Origin of the sequence: Geomonas sp. Red32 (genome assembly GCF_023652955.1) — a bacterium.
In the GTDB taxonomy this organism is placed as follows: Bacteria; Desulfobacterota; Desulfuromonadia; order Geobacterales; family Geobacteraceae; genus Geomonas.
In genome coordinates, this window is record NZ_JAKLOY010000001.1 from 1513689 (window position 1) to 1530723 (window position 17035).

The window sequence follows — 17035 nt, forward strand, 5'->3', positions numbered from 1 at the left end:
ACAGGGGCCGATCCAGTGAGGCTTTCCAAACCGGTCGTAGACGAAGTGAGATCTCAGGGGCGAAGCGCGGAAGAGCTCGCCGCGGAGAACGCGGAGCTTCGCCGCCGGCTGGCCGAGGCCGAGCGGCGCGCGGAGGCCGGTATCCTGCGGGTGAACCGCCTCTACGAGGTGCTGCGGGCGGTCGACCAGGCCATCGTCCATCTCTCCGACCGGGGGGAGCTCTTCGAGGAGTTCTGCCGCGCCGCCGTCGAGCCGGGAGGATTCCGCCTGGCGGCGGTCGGGCTCGTGGAGCGGGAAACCGGGGCCATCAGGATGGCCGCCTCCCGCGGCGAGACCGCCTACCTCGACAAGGTCCGTATCTCCTCGCACCCGGTGCCGGAGGGGATGGGCCCGGCCGGAGTCGCCATCAGGGAAGGGAGGCTCGCCTTCTGCAACGACTTCGCCAAGGCCGAGGCTACTTTCCCCTGGCTCGAGACGGCGCTCTCCCATGGCCTCCGTTCCGGCGCCAGCGTGCCGGTCAGGGAAAACGGCGAGGTGGTCGGCTGCATGACGCTCTGGGCAGGCGAGGTGGATGCCTTCGACGCCCGCGACCTGGAGCTCCTCGAGCAGATGGGGGCCGACATCTCGTTCTCGCTGGACAACCTCCAGCTCGAAGCCCGGATCCACGAAGCCCAGCTGAAGGCCGAAATGGCCGGGGAGCGGGAACGCTCAGCCGAGGCCTTGCGGGAGAGCGAGGTACGCTTCCGTTCCCTCTTCGAAAACACCCCCGACGCCGTTTTTCTCACCATTCCCGATGGCCGCATCCTGGCCGCCAACCCCGCCGCCTGCGCCATGTTCGGCCGCTCCGAAGAGGAGATCTGCCGGCTCGGCCGCGAGCCCCTCATGGATCACAGCGACCCGCGCTTCCAATCTGCCCTCGATATCCGGAGCCGGACCGGGCGCGCCTCGAAGCTCGAGCTCCGCTTCCTGCGCAAAAACGGGGAATCCTTCCCGGCCGAGGTCGATTCCGTCATCTTACCCGGCAACCCTCCCAGCTCGTTCGTCATCCTGCGCGACATAAGCGGCCGCAAACAGGCCGAGGAGGCGCTGCGCCTCTCCGAGGAGAAATTCTCCCGCGCCTTCGCCGAGAGCCCGGCCGCCCTGGCACTGAGCACCCTCGAGGAAGGGATCCTCGTGGACGTGAACGACACTTGGCTGGCGGTCCACGGCTTCGAGAGGAATGAGGTGCTGGGGAAATCGGCCCGTCGGATGGGACTGTGGGCGGACGAGGAGCAGATGGTCCGCTTTGTCGCCGAGCTGAAAGAGCATGGTTCGGTCAGGGGGTGGGAGGCCCAGTTCATTAAGAAGGACAAGGCTCCCTTCTTCGCCCAGCTTTCCGCCCAGGTGCTGTCGGTAGGCAACGATATGGTCATCCTCCTCACCATCGTGGACATCACCGAGCGCAAATGGGCCGAGCAGCGGCTCACCGAGATGAACGAGGAGCTGGAGCGCCGGGTGGCGATGAGGACTGCCCAGCTGGAGACCAACATGGAGATGCTGAGGGCGGAGACCGCCGAGCGGATCCGGGTCGTGGAGGAGCTCAGGAAGAACGAGCAGCTGTTGATCCAGCAAAACAGGCTGGCGGCCCTGGGCGAGATGATCGGCAACATCGCCCACCAGTGGCGCCAGCCCTTGAACTCGCTGGGGCTCTTGATCCAGCAGCCCTCACTCTGCTTCGCCCGAGGCGCGCTGACCAAAGAGATCCTGGACGAGACCACCGGCAAATCGATGACCCTGGTCAGGCATATGTCCAGGACCATCGACGACTTCCGGAACTACTTCAAGCCGGAGAAGGAGAAGGTTTCCTTCCGGGTCCTCGACGAGCTGGAGAAGACCCTGTCGCTCATCGAGGGGAGCTTCCAGGGGCAGAAGATCGACATGGAGCTGATGGCTGAGGCCGATCCGGAGGTGCTCGGCTATCCCAACGAGTTTGCCCAGGTGCTCGTCAACGTGCTGATCAATGCCCGGGACGCCTTCCAGGAGCGCCAGATCGCCAAGCCGAAGATCCTGATCAAGGTCGGCCTCGCCGGGGAACGGGCCCTGGTGGCCATCGCCGATAACGCCGGGGGGATACCCGACGAGATCCTCGGCAAGGTCTTCGACCCCTATTTCACCACCAAGGGGCCCGCGGTCGGCACCGGCGTCGGCCTCTTCATGTCCAAGACCATCATCGAGAAGAACATGGGCGGCCGCCTCACCGTCCGCAACATCGAAGGGGGCGCCGAGTTCGTCATCGAGATCTGACGCAGCGTCCCGTCTTTCTCACCATTCACTCCACGAAGATCATCTTTTTGGTCATCCCCCCGTCCACCACCAGGTTCTGCCCGGTGACGAATCCGGAGCGCCCGGAGGAGAGATAGAGGACCGCCTCGGCGACGTCGTCGGGGCGTCCCACCCGCCCCACCGGGTGCTGCTCGTGATCCTCGGTGGTGAGTTTGGGCGGGGCCGCCAGGGAGCTCTTCTTCCAGTCGTCCACCGCGATCCACCCCGGACTCACGCAATTTACCCGAACCTCGGGACCCAGGCTCGCCGCGAGCGCGTGGGTGAGCGCCACCACCCCTCCCTTGCTGGCCGAGTACGCCTCGGTGCCGGCCTCGGACTGGATTGCCCTGGTGGAGGCGATGTTGACGATGGTCCCCCGGCTTTGGCGCAGGTGCGGAACGGCATATTTGGAACAGAGGAAGACCCCGGTGAGGTTGGTGTCGATCACCCGCTTCCAGTCGGCGAGGGAGAGCGATTCGATGGGTGCCGCGTGGGCGCGGGCGATGGCGGCGTTGTTGACCAGGGTGTCGATCCGTCCGAAGCGGGAGATGAGGTCGGCAATCGTCTTCTGCACCCCCTCCTCGTCGGCTACGTCCAGCTGGTACGGGACCGCGCTGCCGCCGGCTCCGTAAAGGAGGGCGGCCTCGGTGGCGGCTTCCCCGTCGAGATCGGCGACCGCCACCGTGTACCCTTCCTCCACGAACCGCTTGACCAGGCACCTTCCGATACCCTGTCCTCCACCGGTGACGATGGCGACTTTCATAGATCCCTCCTTAAGCGTCTCTCCTGCGAAAGTATGAACGGTACCGCACCCGGGAAAGGTAATCAACCTCATCTCCCCCGGCAAACGGCTGCCGGTTGGCGCAAAAATTTGCGTGCGGCTGCGGCAACCCTCATTTTTTCTAAAGCAAACGCACCTTTAGTGTGGTAGTTTTTAACCTTATTTTTACCAAACCATGGGAGGGCTTTGCTGCCAATGCAACGAAGCGCTATCGAGAAAATTCTCCAGGAGCTTGCCGAGGGGACCGTCGGCGTGCCCCAGGCGCTGGAAAGCCTGAAACATCTCCCGTTCGAGGACCTGGGATGCGCCACGGTTGACCACCACCGCACCCTTCGCCAGGGGTTCCCCGAGGTCATCTTCGGCCAGAGCAAGAGCGTCGACCAGATGCGGACCATCATCGCAGCCCTCCTCGACAAGGGCTCCAACGTGCTGGCAACCAGGATCGATCCCGAGAAGGGTGACCAGCTGGTGGCGAGCTTTCCGCAGGGGATCTACCACCCGGACGCCCGGGCCTTCACCGTCGAGCAGCATCCGGCCGGGATCCGCGGCAAGGGGACGGTGCTCGTGGTCTGCGCAGGGACCTCCGATATCCCGGTGGCCGCCGAGGCGGTCCTCACCGCGCGGATGATGGGGAACGAGGTGGAGAAGCTCTACGACGTCGGGGTGGCCGGTCTGCACCGCCTACTGGCAAGACGCTCGCTTCTCCACGACGCCTCGGTGATCATCGTGGTGGCGGGGATGGAGGGGGCGCTTCCCTCCGTGATCGGCGGCCTGGTGGACAAGCCGGTGATCGCCGTCCCCACCTCGGTCGGCTACGGCGCGGCTTTTGGCGGCGTCGCGGCGCTCCTCGGGATGCTTAACTCCTGCGCCGCCGGGGTTACGGTGGTCAACATCGACAACGGTTTCGGGGCCGCCTACGCGGCGAGCCTCATGAACAGGATTCATGCATGAAGTTTCTGTATTTCGACTGCTTTGCCGGCATTGCCGGAGACATGACGGTAGGGGCTTTGCTGGAGCTGGGACTTCCCCTCGACACCCTTCGCGAACAACTGGCCGTTCTCCCTTTTTCCGGTTACACCCTGGAGAGCTCCCGGGCGGAGCGCCACGGCGTGACCGGCACCTCGTTCCGTGTCCGTCTTGCCGCCGAAGACCAGCCGCACCGGCACTACTCCCACATCGCCCGCATGATAGACGAGGCGCCCCTCTCCCCGCGCGTGAAGGAGCTTTCCCAGCGGATCTTCCGCAGGCTTGCCGAGGCTGAGGCGACCGTCCACGGGGTGCCGATGGAGCGGGTCCATTTTCACGAGGTGGGCGCGGTCGACTCCATCGTGGATATCGTGGGAGCCGCCATCGGCCTCGACTATCTCGGCATCGACCGGGTCTGCTGCTCGCCCCTTCCGTATGGGCGCGGCTTCGTCAAGACCGCCCACGGCCTCTTGCCCGTCCCGGCTCCGGCCACCGCCCAACTTTTGACCGGCATCCCGCTCGGCGCCGACATCGGCGAAGGCGAGCGGGTGACCCCGACCGGGGCCGCCATCGTCGCCGCCCTGGCCGAGTCGTTCGGCCCGCCCCCTGCCATGACCGTGAAAGGGATCGGCCACGGCGCGGGCGAAAAGGATTTTCCCGAGGTCCCCAACCTGCTCCGCATCGTCATGGGCGAGGACGCAGGGGACCCCGGCGAAGAAGTGATGGTGCTGGAGACCCACCTCGACGACGTGACCCCGGAGATCCTCGGCTTTTTGATGGAGCGGCTTTTCGCCGAAGGTGCCCTCGACGCCGCCTTCTCTCCGCTGCAGATGAAGAAGAACCGTCCGGGAACGAGGCTTACCGTGGTGGCCCGGCGGGAAGATCTCGACCGGCTGGCGCGCCTGGTGCTCGCGGAGTCGACCGCCATCGGCGTCCGCTACTACCCGGTCCGCCGTCTCACCCTCGGCCGCAAGCTCGAGGAGCGGGAGACCTCGCTCGGTACGGTGCGGGTCAAGGTGCTCGACAACGGGAGGATCACCCCCGAGTTCGAATCGTGCCGGGAGATTGCGCTGGCTAGATCGCTGCCGCTTCTGGATGTCTACCGGATCGTGGAGAGGGAGATCGGCGCGCCATGAAAAGCTTCATCGTCCTGGCCGCCACCTGGTTCGGTACCGGATTCGCTCCCTTTGCCTCCGGCACCGTCGGTACCGTGGGAGGCATCCCGTTCTACCTGGCGCTCAGCCTTTTGCCGCTGCCGCTCTACCTGCTGACCACCGCCGCCTTCACGCTCCTCGCCTGCTGGGTTTCGGGACGGGCCGGGGTGATCTTCGGCGAGCACGACTCGGGGAAGATCGTCATCGACGAGGTGGCCGGCTACCTGGTGACCATGATCGCGGTCCCCCCGACCTGGCAGGGGGTACTGGCGGGATTCTTCTTTTTCCGGCTCTTCGACGTCACCAAGCCGCAGCCGGCCCGCTACTTCGATCGCTCGGTGAAAAACGGCTACGGCGTCGTCATGGATGACATCTGTGCCGGTGTGTACGCCTGCTTGGCCACCCATCTGCTTCTGAGGTTCGTGTGAAGGTAGCGACGCTTTCCATAGGGGACGAGCTTCTCTCCGGCGAGGTGGTGGACACCAACGCCTCCCACATCGCCGGGCGCTGTTTCGAGATCGGCCTGCGGGTGCAGAAGCACCTGACGGTTGGGGATCGTGAGGAGTCCATCGTGGCGGCGCTCAGGGAACTGGCGTCGGAGAGCGATGCCGTCATCGTGACCGGCGGGCTCGGTCCCACCCCCGATGACCTCACGTCAGCCGCGGCTGCCTGTGCCGCCGGCCTGGAAATGGAGGTGTCGGCCGAGGCGCTGGCCCACCTGGAGCGTTTCGCCGCCCGGATCACCGGCGGGCTTCACCCCGGCAACCAGCGTCAGGCCCTACTTCCCAAGGGGTGTCCGCTGATCCCCAATCCCCTGGGGACCGCCTGCGGGTTCGAGCTCCCGATCGACGGGGCGCGGCTGTTCTTCATGCCGGGGGTTCCCTTCGAAATGAAGCGGATGCTGGAGGAGACCGTCCTCCCCGCCCTGGCTGAGGAGGGGAGGGAGCCCAACTGCAGGATCGTATTGAAGCTCTTCGGGACCTCCGAGGCTGCCGTCGCGGCGAGGCTGGAGGGGGCGCTTCCCCCCGGCTCCCCGGTCGAGCTCGCCTACTGCGTGAAGTTTCCCGACATCCACATCATCCTGAGAGGCGAGGCCAAGGACGCGGACCTCGTGGAGCGGGCGGCCGCGGAAGTAGCCGGCCGGTTCCCGCGGGAGCTCTTCGCCCGCAACGACGAGACCATGGATGAGGTGCTGGCTGCCCTCTTCCGGGAAAAGGGGCGCACCCTTTCGCTGGCGGAATCCTGCACTGGCGGGATGATCGCCTCCCGCATCACCTCCCAGGGAGGAAGCTCCGCGTACTTCCTGGAGGGGGCGGTAACCTACAGCAACCAGGCCAAGAGCAGGATGCTCGGGGTGCCGGCCGATCTCATCGAAGCCAAGGGCGCGGTCAGCGCGGAGGTGGCGGTGGCGATGGCCTCCGGCGCACGGATCGCGGCCGGTAGCGACCTGGCCCTCTCGGTCACCGGCATCGCCGGCCCCGAAGGGGGGACTCCCGAGAAACCGGTCGGGACGGTGTACATGGCCCTGGCGGACGCCAACGGCTGCCGGGTCACCCGCTACAATTTCCAGGGCGGCCGCGATGCGGTCCGGTCGATAACCACGGTGAGTGCGCTCGACTGGCTCAGGCGGTACCTGCTGGAGGAAGTGCAATGATATGAAGCGGCCTCCCGCCATCCGTGGGGAGGACAACGACTGCCCCCCTCCCGACAGGGCGGGGGATGTGATGACCAGGTGGATAGGTGGCCGATTTGCACTACGCACCGATCATACTGCTCGTGGTCTGCGAGTTACTGCTGTTCTGGGCCGACCGGCACGCCCCGTTGCCGGGCTGGTTCCACATTTCAGTGGTGGTCATCCTTGCGCCCGTGCTGGTGATCCTGCCGGCGGCGCTCCGGAAGCGGGACGGGGACGTGGTGGACGACCTCCGGATGGAGCTGACGGGGATGCAGCAGGAGGTCGCCAAGGCCGCCCGGCGCTACAAGTCGCTTTTGGAGGGGGCCGGTAACGCCATCTTCGTCTTCAACGCGGAGACGGGGGCGCTCGAAGAGGTCAACGGGCTGGGGACGGAGCTCCTCGGCTACAGCAAGGAGGAACTTTCCTCCATGGAAGGGCGGGATCTTCTCCACGTGGACGAGCGTGAGAAATTCCGCTCTTTTGTTTATCAGATCAAGAGACGGGGGATGGTCTCCGGCGAAGCGATGCGGTTCCAGAGAAAGGACGGCTCGCTGTTCCTCGGGGAGATCAACGCCCGGCTGATCGACCTCCGCGACGAGCAGGTGGTCCACTGCATCCTGCGCGACATCACCCAGCACGACAGGGTCGGGAGGGAGGTCCAGCAGCGGAACCGGGAGCTCTCTGTCCTGATCAAGATCCTCACCGGGATCACCAGCGGGCCGGGGCTGGACGGGGTTCCCCAGGACACCTTGGTGGAGATCATCGATCTCTTCGATGCCGGCGGCGGCACGGTACACCTCCTCGATGCCGACGGGAAGGATCCGCACTTGAGCGTATCGAGGGATGTCTCCCCCCATCTCGCCCGGCTGCTCGGGGCCTTCGTGGCCACCGCGCCGGAGCGGTTCAAGACCGTCCGCCTGGCCGGGGGCCCCTCCGAGGACACCCTGCTCCAGGGGGCCGCTGCCGAAGGGTGGAGCAGCCTCACCGTCATCCCGCTGATGGTGCAGGAGAACCTCATCGGGGTCATGCACCTCGTACACTGCTCGATCCCCAGCTATTCCGAGCGCGAGATCCTCTTCCTGGAAAGCGTCGGCAAGCAGGTGGGAAGCCTCGTGGAGCGCAACCGCCTGTTCGCCGAGGTGAACTGGAAAAGCGCCGAGCTCCTTCGTTCCCACCACCTCCTCGAGAAGGCCAGCCATAACCTCTCCATTTCCGAGATCAAGCTCAAGCAGAACCTGGCGCTGGTCGAGCAGGCCAACCTCGAGCTGAGCCGGCTCGACCGGATGAAGAACCAGTTCCTCGGCATGGTCTCCCACGAATTCAACACCCCGCTCACCAGCATCATCTCCGGCGCCGATCTGCTGCTCAAGCACCCGGACTGCACTCCCGAGGACATCGTGGTTCTCACCGCGGTGCTGGAGGGGGGGATGCGGCTCAAGGAGCTGGTGGCCGATCTTCTTAAGCTGATCAAGCTCGAGGCGCGCGGGGGGGAGATGGCGCACGTTCCCATCCAGCTCGATCTCTTCCTCGACAGCGTCAAGGAGCAGCTCAAACCCCAGCTCGTTCAGCGCAACCAGACCGTGAAGCTGACCCAGCTCGAGGAGCTTCCCTTCTTCGCCGGCGACCGGGAATCCCTGGAGCGGATCTTCGCGGAGCTCCTTTTGAACGCCATCAAGTACAGCCCGGACGGCAGCGAAATCGAGGTCACCGGAGAGGTGGTGGACAGCCGGGCGCTCTGGGAGCGCAAGGCGACCCTCGACCGGTTCAATCCCGGCTTCCTCAAGCGCTGCGGCGACCGCTGCTATCTGGAGGTCCGGGTGAAGGACCAGGGGATGGGGATCCCCCCGCAGGAGCAGCAGGGGATCTTCGAAATCTTCTACGAGATAGGGGAGATCCGCCACCACTCGAGCGGCAGCAGCAGGCTGCAGGGGAAGGGGGCCGGGCTCGGCCTCGCCATGGTCAAGGGGATGGTCGAGGCCCACGGCGGCATGGTCTGGGTGGAGAGCGGCCGCGGGAGCACCTTCTTCCTCCTCCTCCCCCTGGAGCCGGAGGTCAGCCAGCCGGAACTGTTTTAACCCCGGTTCTACTTCCCCCATCCTCACCCTGGCCCTCTCCTTGAAGGAGAGGGGACCTGGCGATTGACCTCGTGAGTTGCGCGACATAATCTGTCGCGGTCTCAAGCTACAAGCAACCTACCGATGGCGGAGCCCCTGGTGCACCAGGTAGCCCTCCGTCGGTACGGTGGCCGCCGGCGTAGTTAACCTAGAACCTTGAACATCTAACGTAGAACCGAAGTTTTGTAAGTTATCGTTAGCCGCTTGAAAGCGGCCGATGGTTGTGTTATGTGTCATTGATTCCAATTTTCCATTAAAGACCGGGACCTAGCCCCGGAGAGGAGATATACGAGATGGCAACGCAGGATAGAGATAAGGCGATTGAGCTGGCCCTGGGCCAGATTGAAAAGCAGTTCGGCAAGGGGGCCATCATGAGGCTCGGCAACGACGAGCCGTTGCCGGACGTGGCTGCCATCCCGACCGGCTCGCTGTCGCTCGACCTGGCCCTCGGCGTCGGCGGCGTTCCCCGCGGCCGCGTCATCGAGATCTTCGGACCGGAGTCCTCCGGTAAGACGACCCTCGCGCTGCACATCATCTCGGAGGCCATGAAGTCCGGCGGCATCGCCGCCTTCATCGACGCCGAGCACGCCCTCGACATCGGCTACGCCAGGAAACTCGGCGTCAAGACCGACGACCTGCTGGTCTCCCAGCCGGACACCGGCGAGCAGGCGCTCGAGATCGCCGAGACGCTGGTACGAAGCGGCGCCATCGACGTCCTCGTCGTCGACTCCGTGGCCGCGCTGGTCCCCAAGGCCGAGATCGAAGGGGACATGGGGGACTCGCACATGGGTCTCCAGGCCCGCCTGATGTCCCAGGCCCTGAGGAAGCTTACCGGCATCATCTCCAAGTCCAACTGCTGCGTCATCTTCATCAACCAGATCAGGATGAAGATCGGCGTCATGTTCGGCAACCCCGAGACCACCACCGGCGGTAACGCCCTCAAGTTCTACGCCTCGGTCAGGATGGACATCCGGAAGATCGCCGCCCTCAAGCAGGGCAACGACATGATCGGCTCCCGCACCCGCGTGAAGGTGGTCAAGAACAAGGTGGCTCCCCCCTTCAAGGAGGTCGAATTCGACATCCTCTACGGCGAAGGGATCTCCAAGGAAGGGGACGTCCTCGACCTGGCGGTCGAGCGCAACGTCGTCGAGAAGAGCGGGGCCTGGTTCTCCTACGGCAAGGAGCGCATCGGCCAGGGGCGCGAGAATTCGCGGCTTTTCCTGAAGGAGCATCCCGAGATCACCGCGGAGATCAGGCAGAAGCTGATCGCCCCGGAGGCCGCGGCACCGGCGGTATAAACCATGGCTATGGAACTCAACGAAATTCTGGCGGTAGCAATGAAGGCCAAGGGGTCGGATATCCACCTCAAGGCCGGCCTTCCCCCGATCATCAGGATCGACGGCGCGCTACGGGCCATCCCTAACGCCGAGCGGCTCTCCAACGACGTGGTCCGCACCATGGCGTTCAACATCATGAACGACCGCCAGAAGAAGATTTTCGAGGAGAACTACGAGGCCGACCTCTCCTACGGGGTGCCGGGCCTCGGGCGTTTCAGGGTCAACGTCTTCGCCCAGCGCGGGACGGTGGCCATGGTGCTTCGCGCCATCCCGATCGCCATCCCGACTCTGGACGCGTTGAATCTCCCGCCGGTCTTGAAGAAGATCGCCCTGGAGCAGCGCGGCCTGGTGCTGGTCACCGGGACCACCGGCTCCGGTAAATCGACCACCCTCGCCTCCATCATCGACCACATCAACGAGAACCGGACCTGCAACATCATCACCATCGAGGACCCGGTCGAGTACCTGCACAAGGACAAGAAGAGCCTGATCAGCCAGCGCGAGGTCGGCTTCGACACCCTGAGCTTCGGCAAGGCACTCACCTCGGCCCTCAGGCAGGACCCGGACGTCATATTGGTCGGCGAGATGAGGGACTACGAGACCATCGAGACCGCGCTGACCGCCGCCGAGACCGGCCACCTGGTGCTTTCCACCCTGCACACCCTGGATGCCGCCGAGACCATCAACAGGGTCATCTCGGTCTTTCCTCCCTTCCATCAGCGGCAGGTGAGGATGCAGCTGGCCGGCATCCTGAGGGGGGTCATCTCCCAGCGCCTGGTCCCGCGCGCGGACGGCAAGGGGCGCGTGCCGGCGGTCGAGGTCATGGTCGGTACCGCCCGCATCAAGGACTGCATCGACGACAAGGAGAAGACCAAGCAGATCCCGGACGCCATCGCCCAGGGGTTCACCACCTACGGCATGCAGACCTTCGACCAGTCGCTCATGCAGCTTTTCACCAAGAAGTTGATCACCTACGAAGAGGCCATGAGGCAGTCGAGCAATCCCGACGACTTCGCCCTCAAGTGCTCCGGCATCTCGTCCACCTCCAACGCCACCTGGGATGAGTTCACCAAGGAAGATACCCCGGCTGAAGATGGGGAGATGGTGATCGAGAAGTACTAGGTGAAGGAGCGCTCTCCCCTCGATAGCGCCCTCCGGATGCTGACCCTGCGGGATCATTCCGAGGCGGAGCTTTCGAGAAAGCTCCGCGAAAAGGGGTTCGAGGAGCAGATGGTCGTCGACACCGTGGCGAGGCTCAAGGAGCTCCGCTACCTGGACGATGCCCGCTTCGCCCACCAGTTCGCCGCCGCCGCGGTGAGAAACGGCAGGGGTTACGGAGTCCGGCTGAAGATGGAGCTGGCCCGTCGCGGCGTCTCCCCCGCCATCGTCTCCGAAGTGATGGACGAGATCGAGGCCGAGCACGGCGAGCAGGAGCTGATAGCCGAGATGATGGAGCGGCGGTTCGCGAGCTTCGATCCTGAGAGCGCCACCGAGAAGGAGCGGCGCCGGATCATCGGGTATCTGCAGAGGAAAGGGTTTTCGCTGTCGGCAATCTTCAGGCAGCTAAAGTCAACGGCTTGGAACGCGGGTGACGCAGATTGAGCGTCAATCAGATTTGATCCGTGTTCCATTGGCTTTTGGTTTAATCCGCGTCATCCGCGTTCTAATGCTTTTATGGTTTTGTGTTTAAATTCAAATAGATTAGAGGTTAGTACATGACAGGTAGAGAGATCCGGGCCAGATTCTTCGAATTCTTCCAGAAAAAGGGACACACCCTGGTTGAGAGTTCCAATCTTATTCCCAGAAACGACCCGACCCTCCTTTTCACCAACGCAGGGATGAACCAGTTCAAGGACACCTTCCTCGGTCTCGAAAAGCGTGACTACGTGAGGGCGGTCTCCTCCCAGAAATGCGTCCGCGCCGGCGGCAAGCACAACGACCTCGAAAACGTCGGCCGCACCGCCCGTCACCACACCTTCTTCGAAATGCTCGGGAACTTCTCCTTCGGGGATTACTTCAAGAAGGAAGCGATCGGCTTCGCGTGGGAATTCCTCACCCAGGACTTGGGCCTTTCCAAAGACCGCCTTTACGTCACCGTCTACAACGACGACGACGAGGCCGCCGACATCTGGCACATCCAGGAAGGGGTGCCCCGCGAGCGAATCTACCGCTTCGGCGAGAAGGACAACTTCTGGGCCATGGGCGACACCGGCCCCTGCGGCCCCTGCACCGAGATCTTCTGGGACAACGGTCCCGGCACCGGCTGCGGCAGCCCCGACTGTGCGGTCGGCTGCGACTGCGACCGCTACATGGAGATCTGGAACAACGTCTTCATGCAGTTCAACCGCGACAAGAGCGGCACCCTCACCCCGCTCCCCAAGCCGTCGGTCGACACCGGCATGGGGCTTGAGCGTATCTCCGCCGTCATGCAGGGCGTCACCTCCAACTACGACACCGACCTCCTCCAGGGGATCATCCGCCACATCGAGAGCCTGGCCGGGAAGAAGTACCGCGCCGACGAGAAGGACGACGTCTCCATGAGGGTCATGGCAGACCATGCGCGCGCCACCACCTTCCTGATCTGCGACGGCGTCCTCCCCTCCAACGAGGGGCGCGGCTACGTCCTCAGGCGCATCATGCGCCGCGCCGCCCGCCACGCCAAGATGCTCGGCATCAGCGATCCGGTCATGTACAAGGTGGTGGACGCCGTCAACCTGATGATGGCCGACGCCTACCCGGAATTGATCGAGCGCGAAAGCTACGTGAAGAAGGTCATCTTCGCCGAGGAGCAGCGGTTCGCCGAGACGCTCGACCGCGGCCTCGCCATCCTCAACGAGGAGACCGCCCGCCTGAAGGCCGCCGGCGAGAAGGTCATCTCCGGCGAGGTGGTCTTCAAGCTGTACGACACCTTCGGCTTCCCGGTCGACCTCACCGCCGACATCGTCGAGGCGGAAGGGTTCACCCTCGACGAGGACGGCTTCGTTCTCTGCATGGAAAAGCAGCGCGCCAAGGCCCGCGAGAACTGGAAAGGTTCCGGCGAAGAGGGGCTCGCCAACATCTACAAGGAGCTCCACGGCACTGGCATCTCCAGCAACTTCGTCGGATACTCCGAGCAGACCGCCTACTCCCCGATCAGCGCCATCATCAAGGACGGCATCGTGGTCGAGGAGGCTAACGAGGGCGACACCGTCGAGATCGTCACCGCCACCACCCCGTTTTACGGCGAGTCGGGCGGCCAGGCTGGCGACACCGGCGTCATCTCCACCGGTTCCGGCCACGTCGAGGTGTCCACCACTCTGCGCCCGTACCCGGACCTGATCGTACACCGCGGCAAGGTGGTCTCCGGCTCCGTCCGCGCCAGCGAGGCCGCCGATCTCAAAGTCGCCACCGCCAAGCGCTCCGCCACCGCCCGTAATCATACCGCCACCCACCTTTTGCAGGCAGCTTTGCGGGAAGTGCTTGGCGACCACGTCAAGCAGGCCGGCTCGCTGGTGGCTCCCGACCGTCTCCGTTTCGATTTCACTCATTTCTCGGCCATGACAGCCGATGAGATCCGGAGGGCGGAGACCCTGGTGAACGCCCACATCATGGAAAACGCCACCGTCGACTCCCGCGAGATGGCCGCCACCGAGGCGCTCGCCTCCGGCGCCACCGCCCTCTTCGGCGAGAAGTACGGCGACGTGGTCCGCGTGGTCAAGGTAGGGGACGTCAGCTCCGAGCTCTGCGGCGGCACCCACGTACACGGTGCGGGTGAGATCGGCTTCTTCAAGATCGTCTCCGAGATGGGGATCGCGGCCGGCGTGAGGAGGATCGAGGCCCAGACCGGCAGCGGCGCCCTCGCCTTCGTCCATGCGCTCGAGGACGAGCAGCGCACCATCGCCACCCTCCTGAAGGCCGAGGCGGGCCAGGTGGTGGACCGGGCCGAGAAGGTCATGGCCGGTCAGCGCGAGCTGCAGAAAGAGGTCGAAACCCTGCAGGGCCGCCTCAACGCCTCCAAGTCCGCCGACCTCATCCAGCAGGTCCGCGAGCAAAACGGGGTGAAGATCCTCGCCGTCAAGGTGGAAGGGGATGCCAAGGGGCTGCGCGAGCTCTCCGATACCCTGAAGGAGCGGATCGGTTCCGGCGTCATCGTGCTTGGTACCGCCGACGGCGTCAAGGCCAACCTCCTGGTGGCGGTCACCTCCGACCTCACCTCACGCTGGAAGGCCGGCGACATCATCAAGGCCATCGCCCCCATCGTCGGCGGCAACGGCGGCGGCAAGCCCGAACTGGCCCAGGCCGGCGGCTCCAAGCCCGAGAACCTGGCCGAGGCGCTGGAAGCCGTCTATACCATCGTCGGTTAAGTAATCCTTTGACCGTCCTGCTCCCCCCTTTGAAAAGGGGGGGGGATTTATGGTTCTCTCAATACACAAAGGCAAATCCCCCTAAATCCCCCTTTATCAAGGGGGACTTCAAGCAAGGATGGTTGGCACGCTTAGCTGAACCAGTAACGTCGTACGAGGTGCCGGAGTATGCTCGAACTTACCCAGCAGTCGGACCTGGCGCTGCTCCAGAATCGGGACACGAAGACGATCCTGGTGGTGGATGACGAGCCGGTCATTCGTGATCTGTGCATGCGGGCCCTCCACGACTACACGACGGTCGAGGCCGGCGACGGTGAAGAGGCCCTCGACATCTTTATGCGGGGCGGCATCGACGTGGTTCTCACCGATGTGATGATGCCGCGGCTGGACGGCCTCGAGCTCCTCAAGCGGATCAAGGACCGCGAGCCGACCGTGGTGGTCATCATGATGACCGGATTCGCCGACAAGGAGCTGATCCTCAAGGCGCTCAAGGCCGACGCCGACGACTTCATCACCAAGCCGCTCAACCTCCTGCAGCTCAAAAGCGCCGTCGACAAGGCGCTGGTCAAGAAGGCACTCAAGGAAGAGATCGCCAACCTCAAAAGCCTCGACCGCTTCAAGTCCAACTTCCTCTCCATCATCTCCCACAAGTTCCGGACGCCGATCACCTCGATCTCGCTGTTCCTGGAGAACCTCGCCGCCGGCGTCTACGACCCCGAGGACGAAATCACCAGGGAGAACATCGGGCTGGTGTACAAGGAGGCCTGCCACCTGGGCCGGCTGGTCACCGACCTCCTCTCCTTCTCCACCGTCATGGACAGCGACCGCTCGCTGCACCGGGCGCCGTGCGACCTGAACACCCTGGTCCCCAAGCTTCTCAGCCGTGCGGTGAGCCGCTCCGAAAAGCGGGGGCTGGAAACCAAGCTCGACCTGACCCTGGTTCCCGAGATACTACTGGACCAGGAGAGGATCAGCTTCGCCCTGCAGCAGGTCATCGATAACGCCATCAAGTTCTCCGACGACAGCGGCGCCATCAAGGTCTCCCTCGCCACCTCCGACCATGCCTGCCTCGTGGTGGTGGAGGACGAGGGGATCGGCATCGCGAAGGAGGATCTCCCCAAGGTCTTCGAGAAGTTCTACCAGGTCGACGCCGACCGCACCGGCCAGGTCCGCGGCTTCGGTCTCGGCCTCTTCTATGCCCGCGAATTCATCAGGATGCATGGCGGCAGTATCTCGATCGACAGCGAGCTCGGCGAAGGGACCCGGGTAGAGATCTCGCTCCCCCTCAATGCCGCTCAAAGCGGCTGAAATCCCACCTCATTTCCCCCATTTGGAGTTGATTATCTCCCCCTTTGTGCTATATTAGCCTCTTTCTACTGAGGTTTAATTAAGGGGACTGGCTCCTTTGTCAAAGGCGGCTCTCCCCCTAGTATTTAAAATCGAGGACTGTCATGCAGAAACTCATAGAAAAGGCGAGCACTCTCATGGAGGCGCTCCCCTATATCAGGCGTTTCTCCGGAAAGACCATCGTCATCAAGTACGGCGGCCATGCGATGGCTGACGAGAAGCTGCGGAAGTCGTTCGCGCTGGACGTCATCCTCCTCAAATACATTGGCATCAACACCGTGGTGGTACACGGTGGCGGCCCCCAGATCAATGAGACCCTCAAGCGTTACGGCATCGTGTCGGAGTTCGTGAAGGGGATGAGAGTCACCGACGCCGAAACCATGGGCGTGGTGGAAATGGTGCTGACCGGTCAGGTGAACCGCGAGGTGGTTGGCTACATCAACCAGCACGGCGGCCGCGCGGCCGGTCTCTCCGGTAAGGACGGTAACCTCCTTCTCTGCGAAAAGCTGCTCCAGGAAGTAAGGCGCGAGGACGGCAGCATGGAGAAGGTTGATATCGGTTTTGTGGGCGACGTGGTGGAGGTCAATCCTTCGCTGCTGGAGGCTCTGGAAAAAGGAGGATTCATCCCGGTCATAGCGCCGATCGGGGTGGGCCGAGACGGGGAAAGCTACAACATCAACGCCGACGTGGTGGCGGGGAAAGTGGCGGCGGCCTTGAAGGCCGAGAAGCTCATGCTGCTGACCGACGTCTCCGGGGTGAAGAACAAGGAAGGGGAGCTCCTCTCCTCCATCGCCCTGGGCGACATCCCCGAGTTGATCGACAACGGGACGGTGACCGGCGGGATGATCCCCAAGGTCACCTGCTGCACCGATGCTCTGGCCGCCGGGGTCAAGAAGGCCCACATCGTGGACGGCCGCATCGAGCACTGCGTCCTTTTGGAGATCTTCACCAACGTCGGCATCGGGACGGAGATAGAGGCTTAAACAGCCTCATTCTCCTAAGTCCCTCTTGTCAAAG

General features: G+C 63.9%; 13 protein-coding genes. 12 read left to right on the plus strand and 1 reads right to left on the minus strand.

Annotation, left to right across the window (positions count from 1 at the left end; translation table 11 throughout):
• The first annotated feature begins 15 nt into the window (after positions 1-15).
• The gene (locus L4X63_RS06570; protein WP_250677779.1) at positions 16-2283 is read left to right on the plus strand and encodes a PAS domain S-box protein; all 2268 of its coding nucleotides are present in this window, start codon (positions 16-18) and stop codon (positions 2281-2283) included.
• Positions 2284-2308: 25 nt separating this feature from the next.
• On the opposite strand, the gene L4X63_RS06575 is transcribed toward L4X63_RS06570, so the two are convergent.
• Positions 2309-3064 (minus strand): SDR family oxidoreductase, encoded by a 756-nt coding sequence (locus L4X63_RS06575; RefSeq protein WP_250677780.1) that lies wholly within the window; start codon positions 3062-3064, stop codon positions 2309-2311.
• Between the two features lie 213 nt (positions 3065-3277).
• On the opposite strand from L4X63_RS06575, the gene larB reads away from it, so the two are divergent.
• From larB to argB, 11 genes are all read left to right on the plus strand, one after another.
• Entirely contained in the window at positions 3278-4033 is a 756-nt protein-coding gene (gene larB / locus L4X63_RS06580) for a nickel pincer cofactor biosynthesis protein LarB (protein ID WP_250677781.1), read from the plus strand.
• Positions 4030-5184 (plus strand): nickel pincer cofactor biosynthesis protein LarC, encoded by a 1155-nt coding sequence (larC, locus tag L4X63_RS06585; RefSeq protein ID WP_250677782.1) that lies wholly within the window; start codon positions 4030-4032, stop codon positions 5182-5184. Before larB ends, larC begins: the two co-directional genes overlap by 4 nt.
• Entirely contained in the window at positions 5181-5630 is a 450-nt protein-coding gene (locus L4X63_RS06590; protein ID WP_250677783.1) for a phosphatidylglycerophosphatase A family protein, read from the plus strand. The genes larC and L4X63_RS06590 overlap by 4 nt, the downstream gene beginning before the upstream one ends.
• A complete protein-coding gene (locus L4X63_RS06595; protein WP_250677784.1) occupies positions 5627-6856 on the plus strand; it encodes a competence/damage-inducible protein A in 1230 nt (409 codons plus the stop codon). The genes L4X63_RS06590 and L4X63_RS06595 overlap by 4 nt, the downstream gene beginning before the upstream one ends.
• 86 nt (positions 6857-6942) lie before the next feature.
• The gene (locus L4X63_RS06600; RefSeq protein ID WP_250677785.1) at positions 6943-8952 is read left to right on the plus strand and encodes a sensor histidine kinase; all 2010 of its coding nucleotides are present in this window, start codon (positions 6943-6945) and stop codon (positions 8950-8952) included.
• A 332-nt stretch (positions 8953-9284) separates the two neighbouring features.
• Entirely contained in the window at positions 9285-10289 is a 1005-nt protein-coding gene (gene recA / locus L4X63_RS06605; RefSeq protein WP_250677786.1) for a recombinase RecA, read from the plus strand.
• 9 nt (positions 10290-10298) lie between these two features.
• Positions 10299-11450 (plus strand): type IV pilus twitching motility protein PilT, encoded by a 1152-nt coding sequence (locus L4X63_RS06610; RefSeq protein ID WP_250677787.1) that lies wholly within the window; start codon positions 10299-10301, stop codon positions 11448-11450.
• Positions 11451-11930: a regulatory protein RecX gene (locus L4X63_RS06615; protein WP_502799896.1), complete on the plus strand. Its 480-nt coding sequence runs from the start codon at positions 11451-11453 to the stop codon at positions 11928-11930.
• 113 nt (positions 11931-12043) lie between these two features.
• The gene (gene alaS / locus L4X63_RS06620) at positions 12044-14671 is read left to right on the plus strand and encodes an alanine--tRNA ligase (RefSeq protein WP_250677789.1); all 2628 of its coding nucleotides are present in this window, start codon (positions 12044-12046) and stop codon (positions 14669-14671) included.
• A gap of 168 nt (positions 14672-14839) precedes the next feature.
• Positions 14840-15979 (plus strand): hybrid sensor histidine kinase/response regulator, encoded by a 1140-nt coding sequence (locus tag L4X63_RS06625; protein ID WP_250677790.1) that lies wholly within the window; start codon positions 14840-14842, stop codon positions 15977-15979.
• Positions 15980-16122: 143 nt separating this feature from the next.
• On the plus strand, positions 16123-17001 hold the full coding sequence (argB, locus tag L4X63_RS06630) for an acetylglutamate kinase (RefSeq protein ID WP_250677791.1): 879 nt from the start codon (positions 16123-16125) through the stop codon (positions 16999-17001).
• The last annotated feature ends 34 nt before the right edge of the window (positions 17002-17035 follow it).

Bases quoted from the DNA above. Each gene is read 5' to 3' on its own strand.
- L4X63_RS06575 (WP_250677780.1), bottom strand. From the start codon at position 3,064: ATGAAAGTCGCCATCGTCACCGGTGGAGGACAGGGTATCGGAAGGTGC.
- larB (WP_250677781.1), top strand. From the start codon at position 3,278: ATGCAACGAAGCGCTATCGAGAAAATTCTCCAGGAGCTTGCCGAGGGG.
- larC (WP_250677782.1), top strand. From the start codon at position 4,030: ATGAAGTTTCTGTATTTCGACTGCTTTGCCGGCATTGCCGGAGACATG.
- L4X63_RS06590 (WP_250677783.1), top strand. From the start codon at position 5,181: ATGAAAAGCTTCATCGTCCTGGCCGCCACCTGGTTCGGTACCGGATTC.
- recA (WP_250677786.1), top strand. From the start codon at position 9,285: ATGGCAACGCAGGATAGAGATAAGGCGATTGAGCTGGCCCTGGGCCAG.
- L4X63_RS06610 (WP_250677787.1), top strand. From the start codon at position 10,299: ATGGAACTCAACGAAATTCTGGCGGTAGCAATGAAGGCCAAGGGGTCG.
- alaS (WP_250677789.1), top strand. From the start codon at position 12,044: ATGACAGGTAGAGAGATCCGGGCCAGATTCTTCGAATTCTTCCAGAAA.
- L4X63_RS06625 (WP_250677790.1), top strand. From the start codon at position 14,840: ATGCTCGAACTTACCCAGCAGTCGGACCTGGCGCTGCTCCAGAATCGG.
- argB (WP_250677791.1), top strand. From the start codon at position 16,123: ATGCAGAAACTCATAGAAAAGGCGAGCACTCTCATGGAGGCGCTCCCC.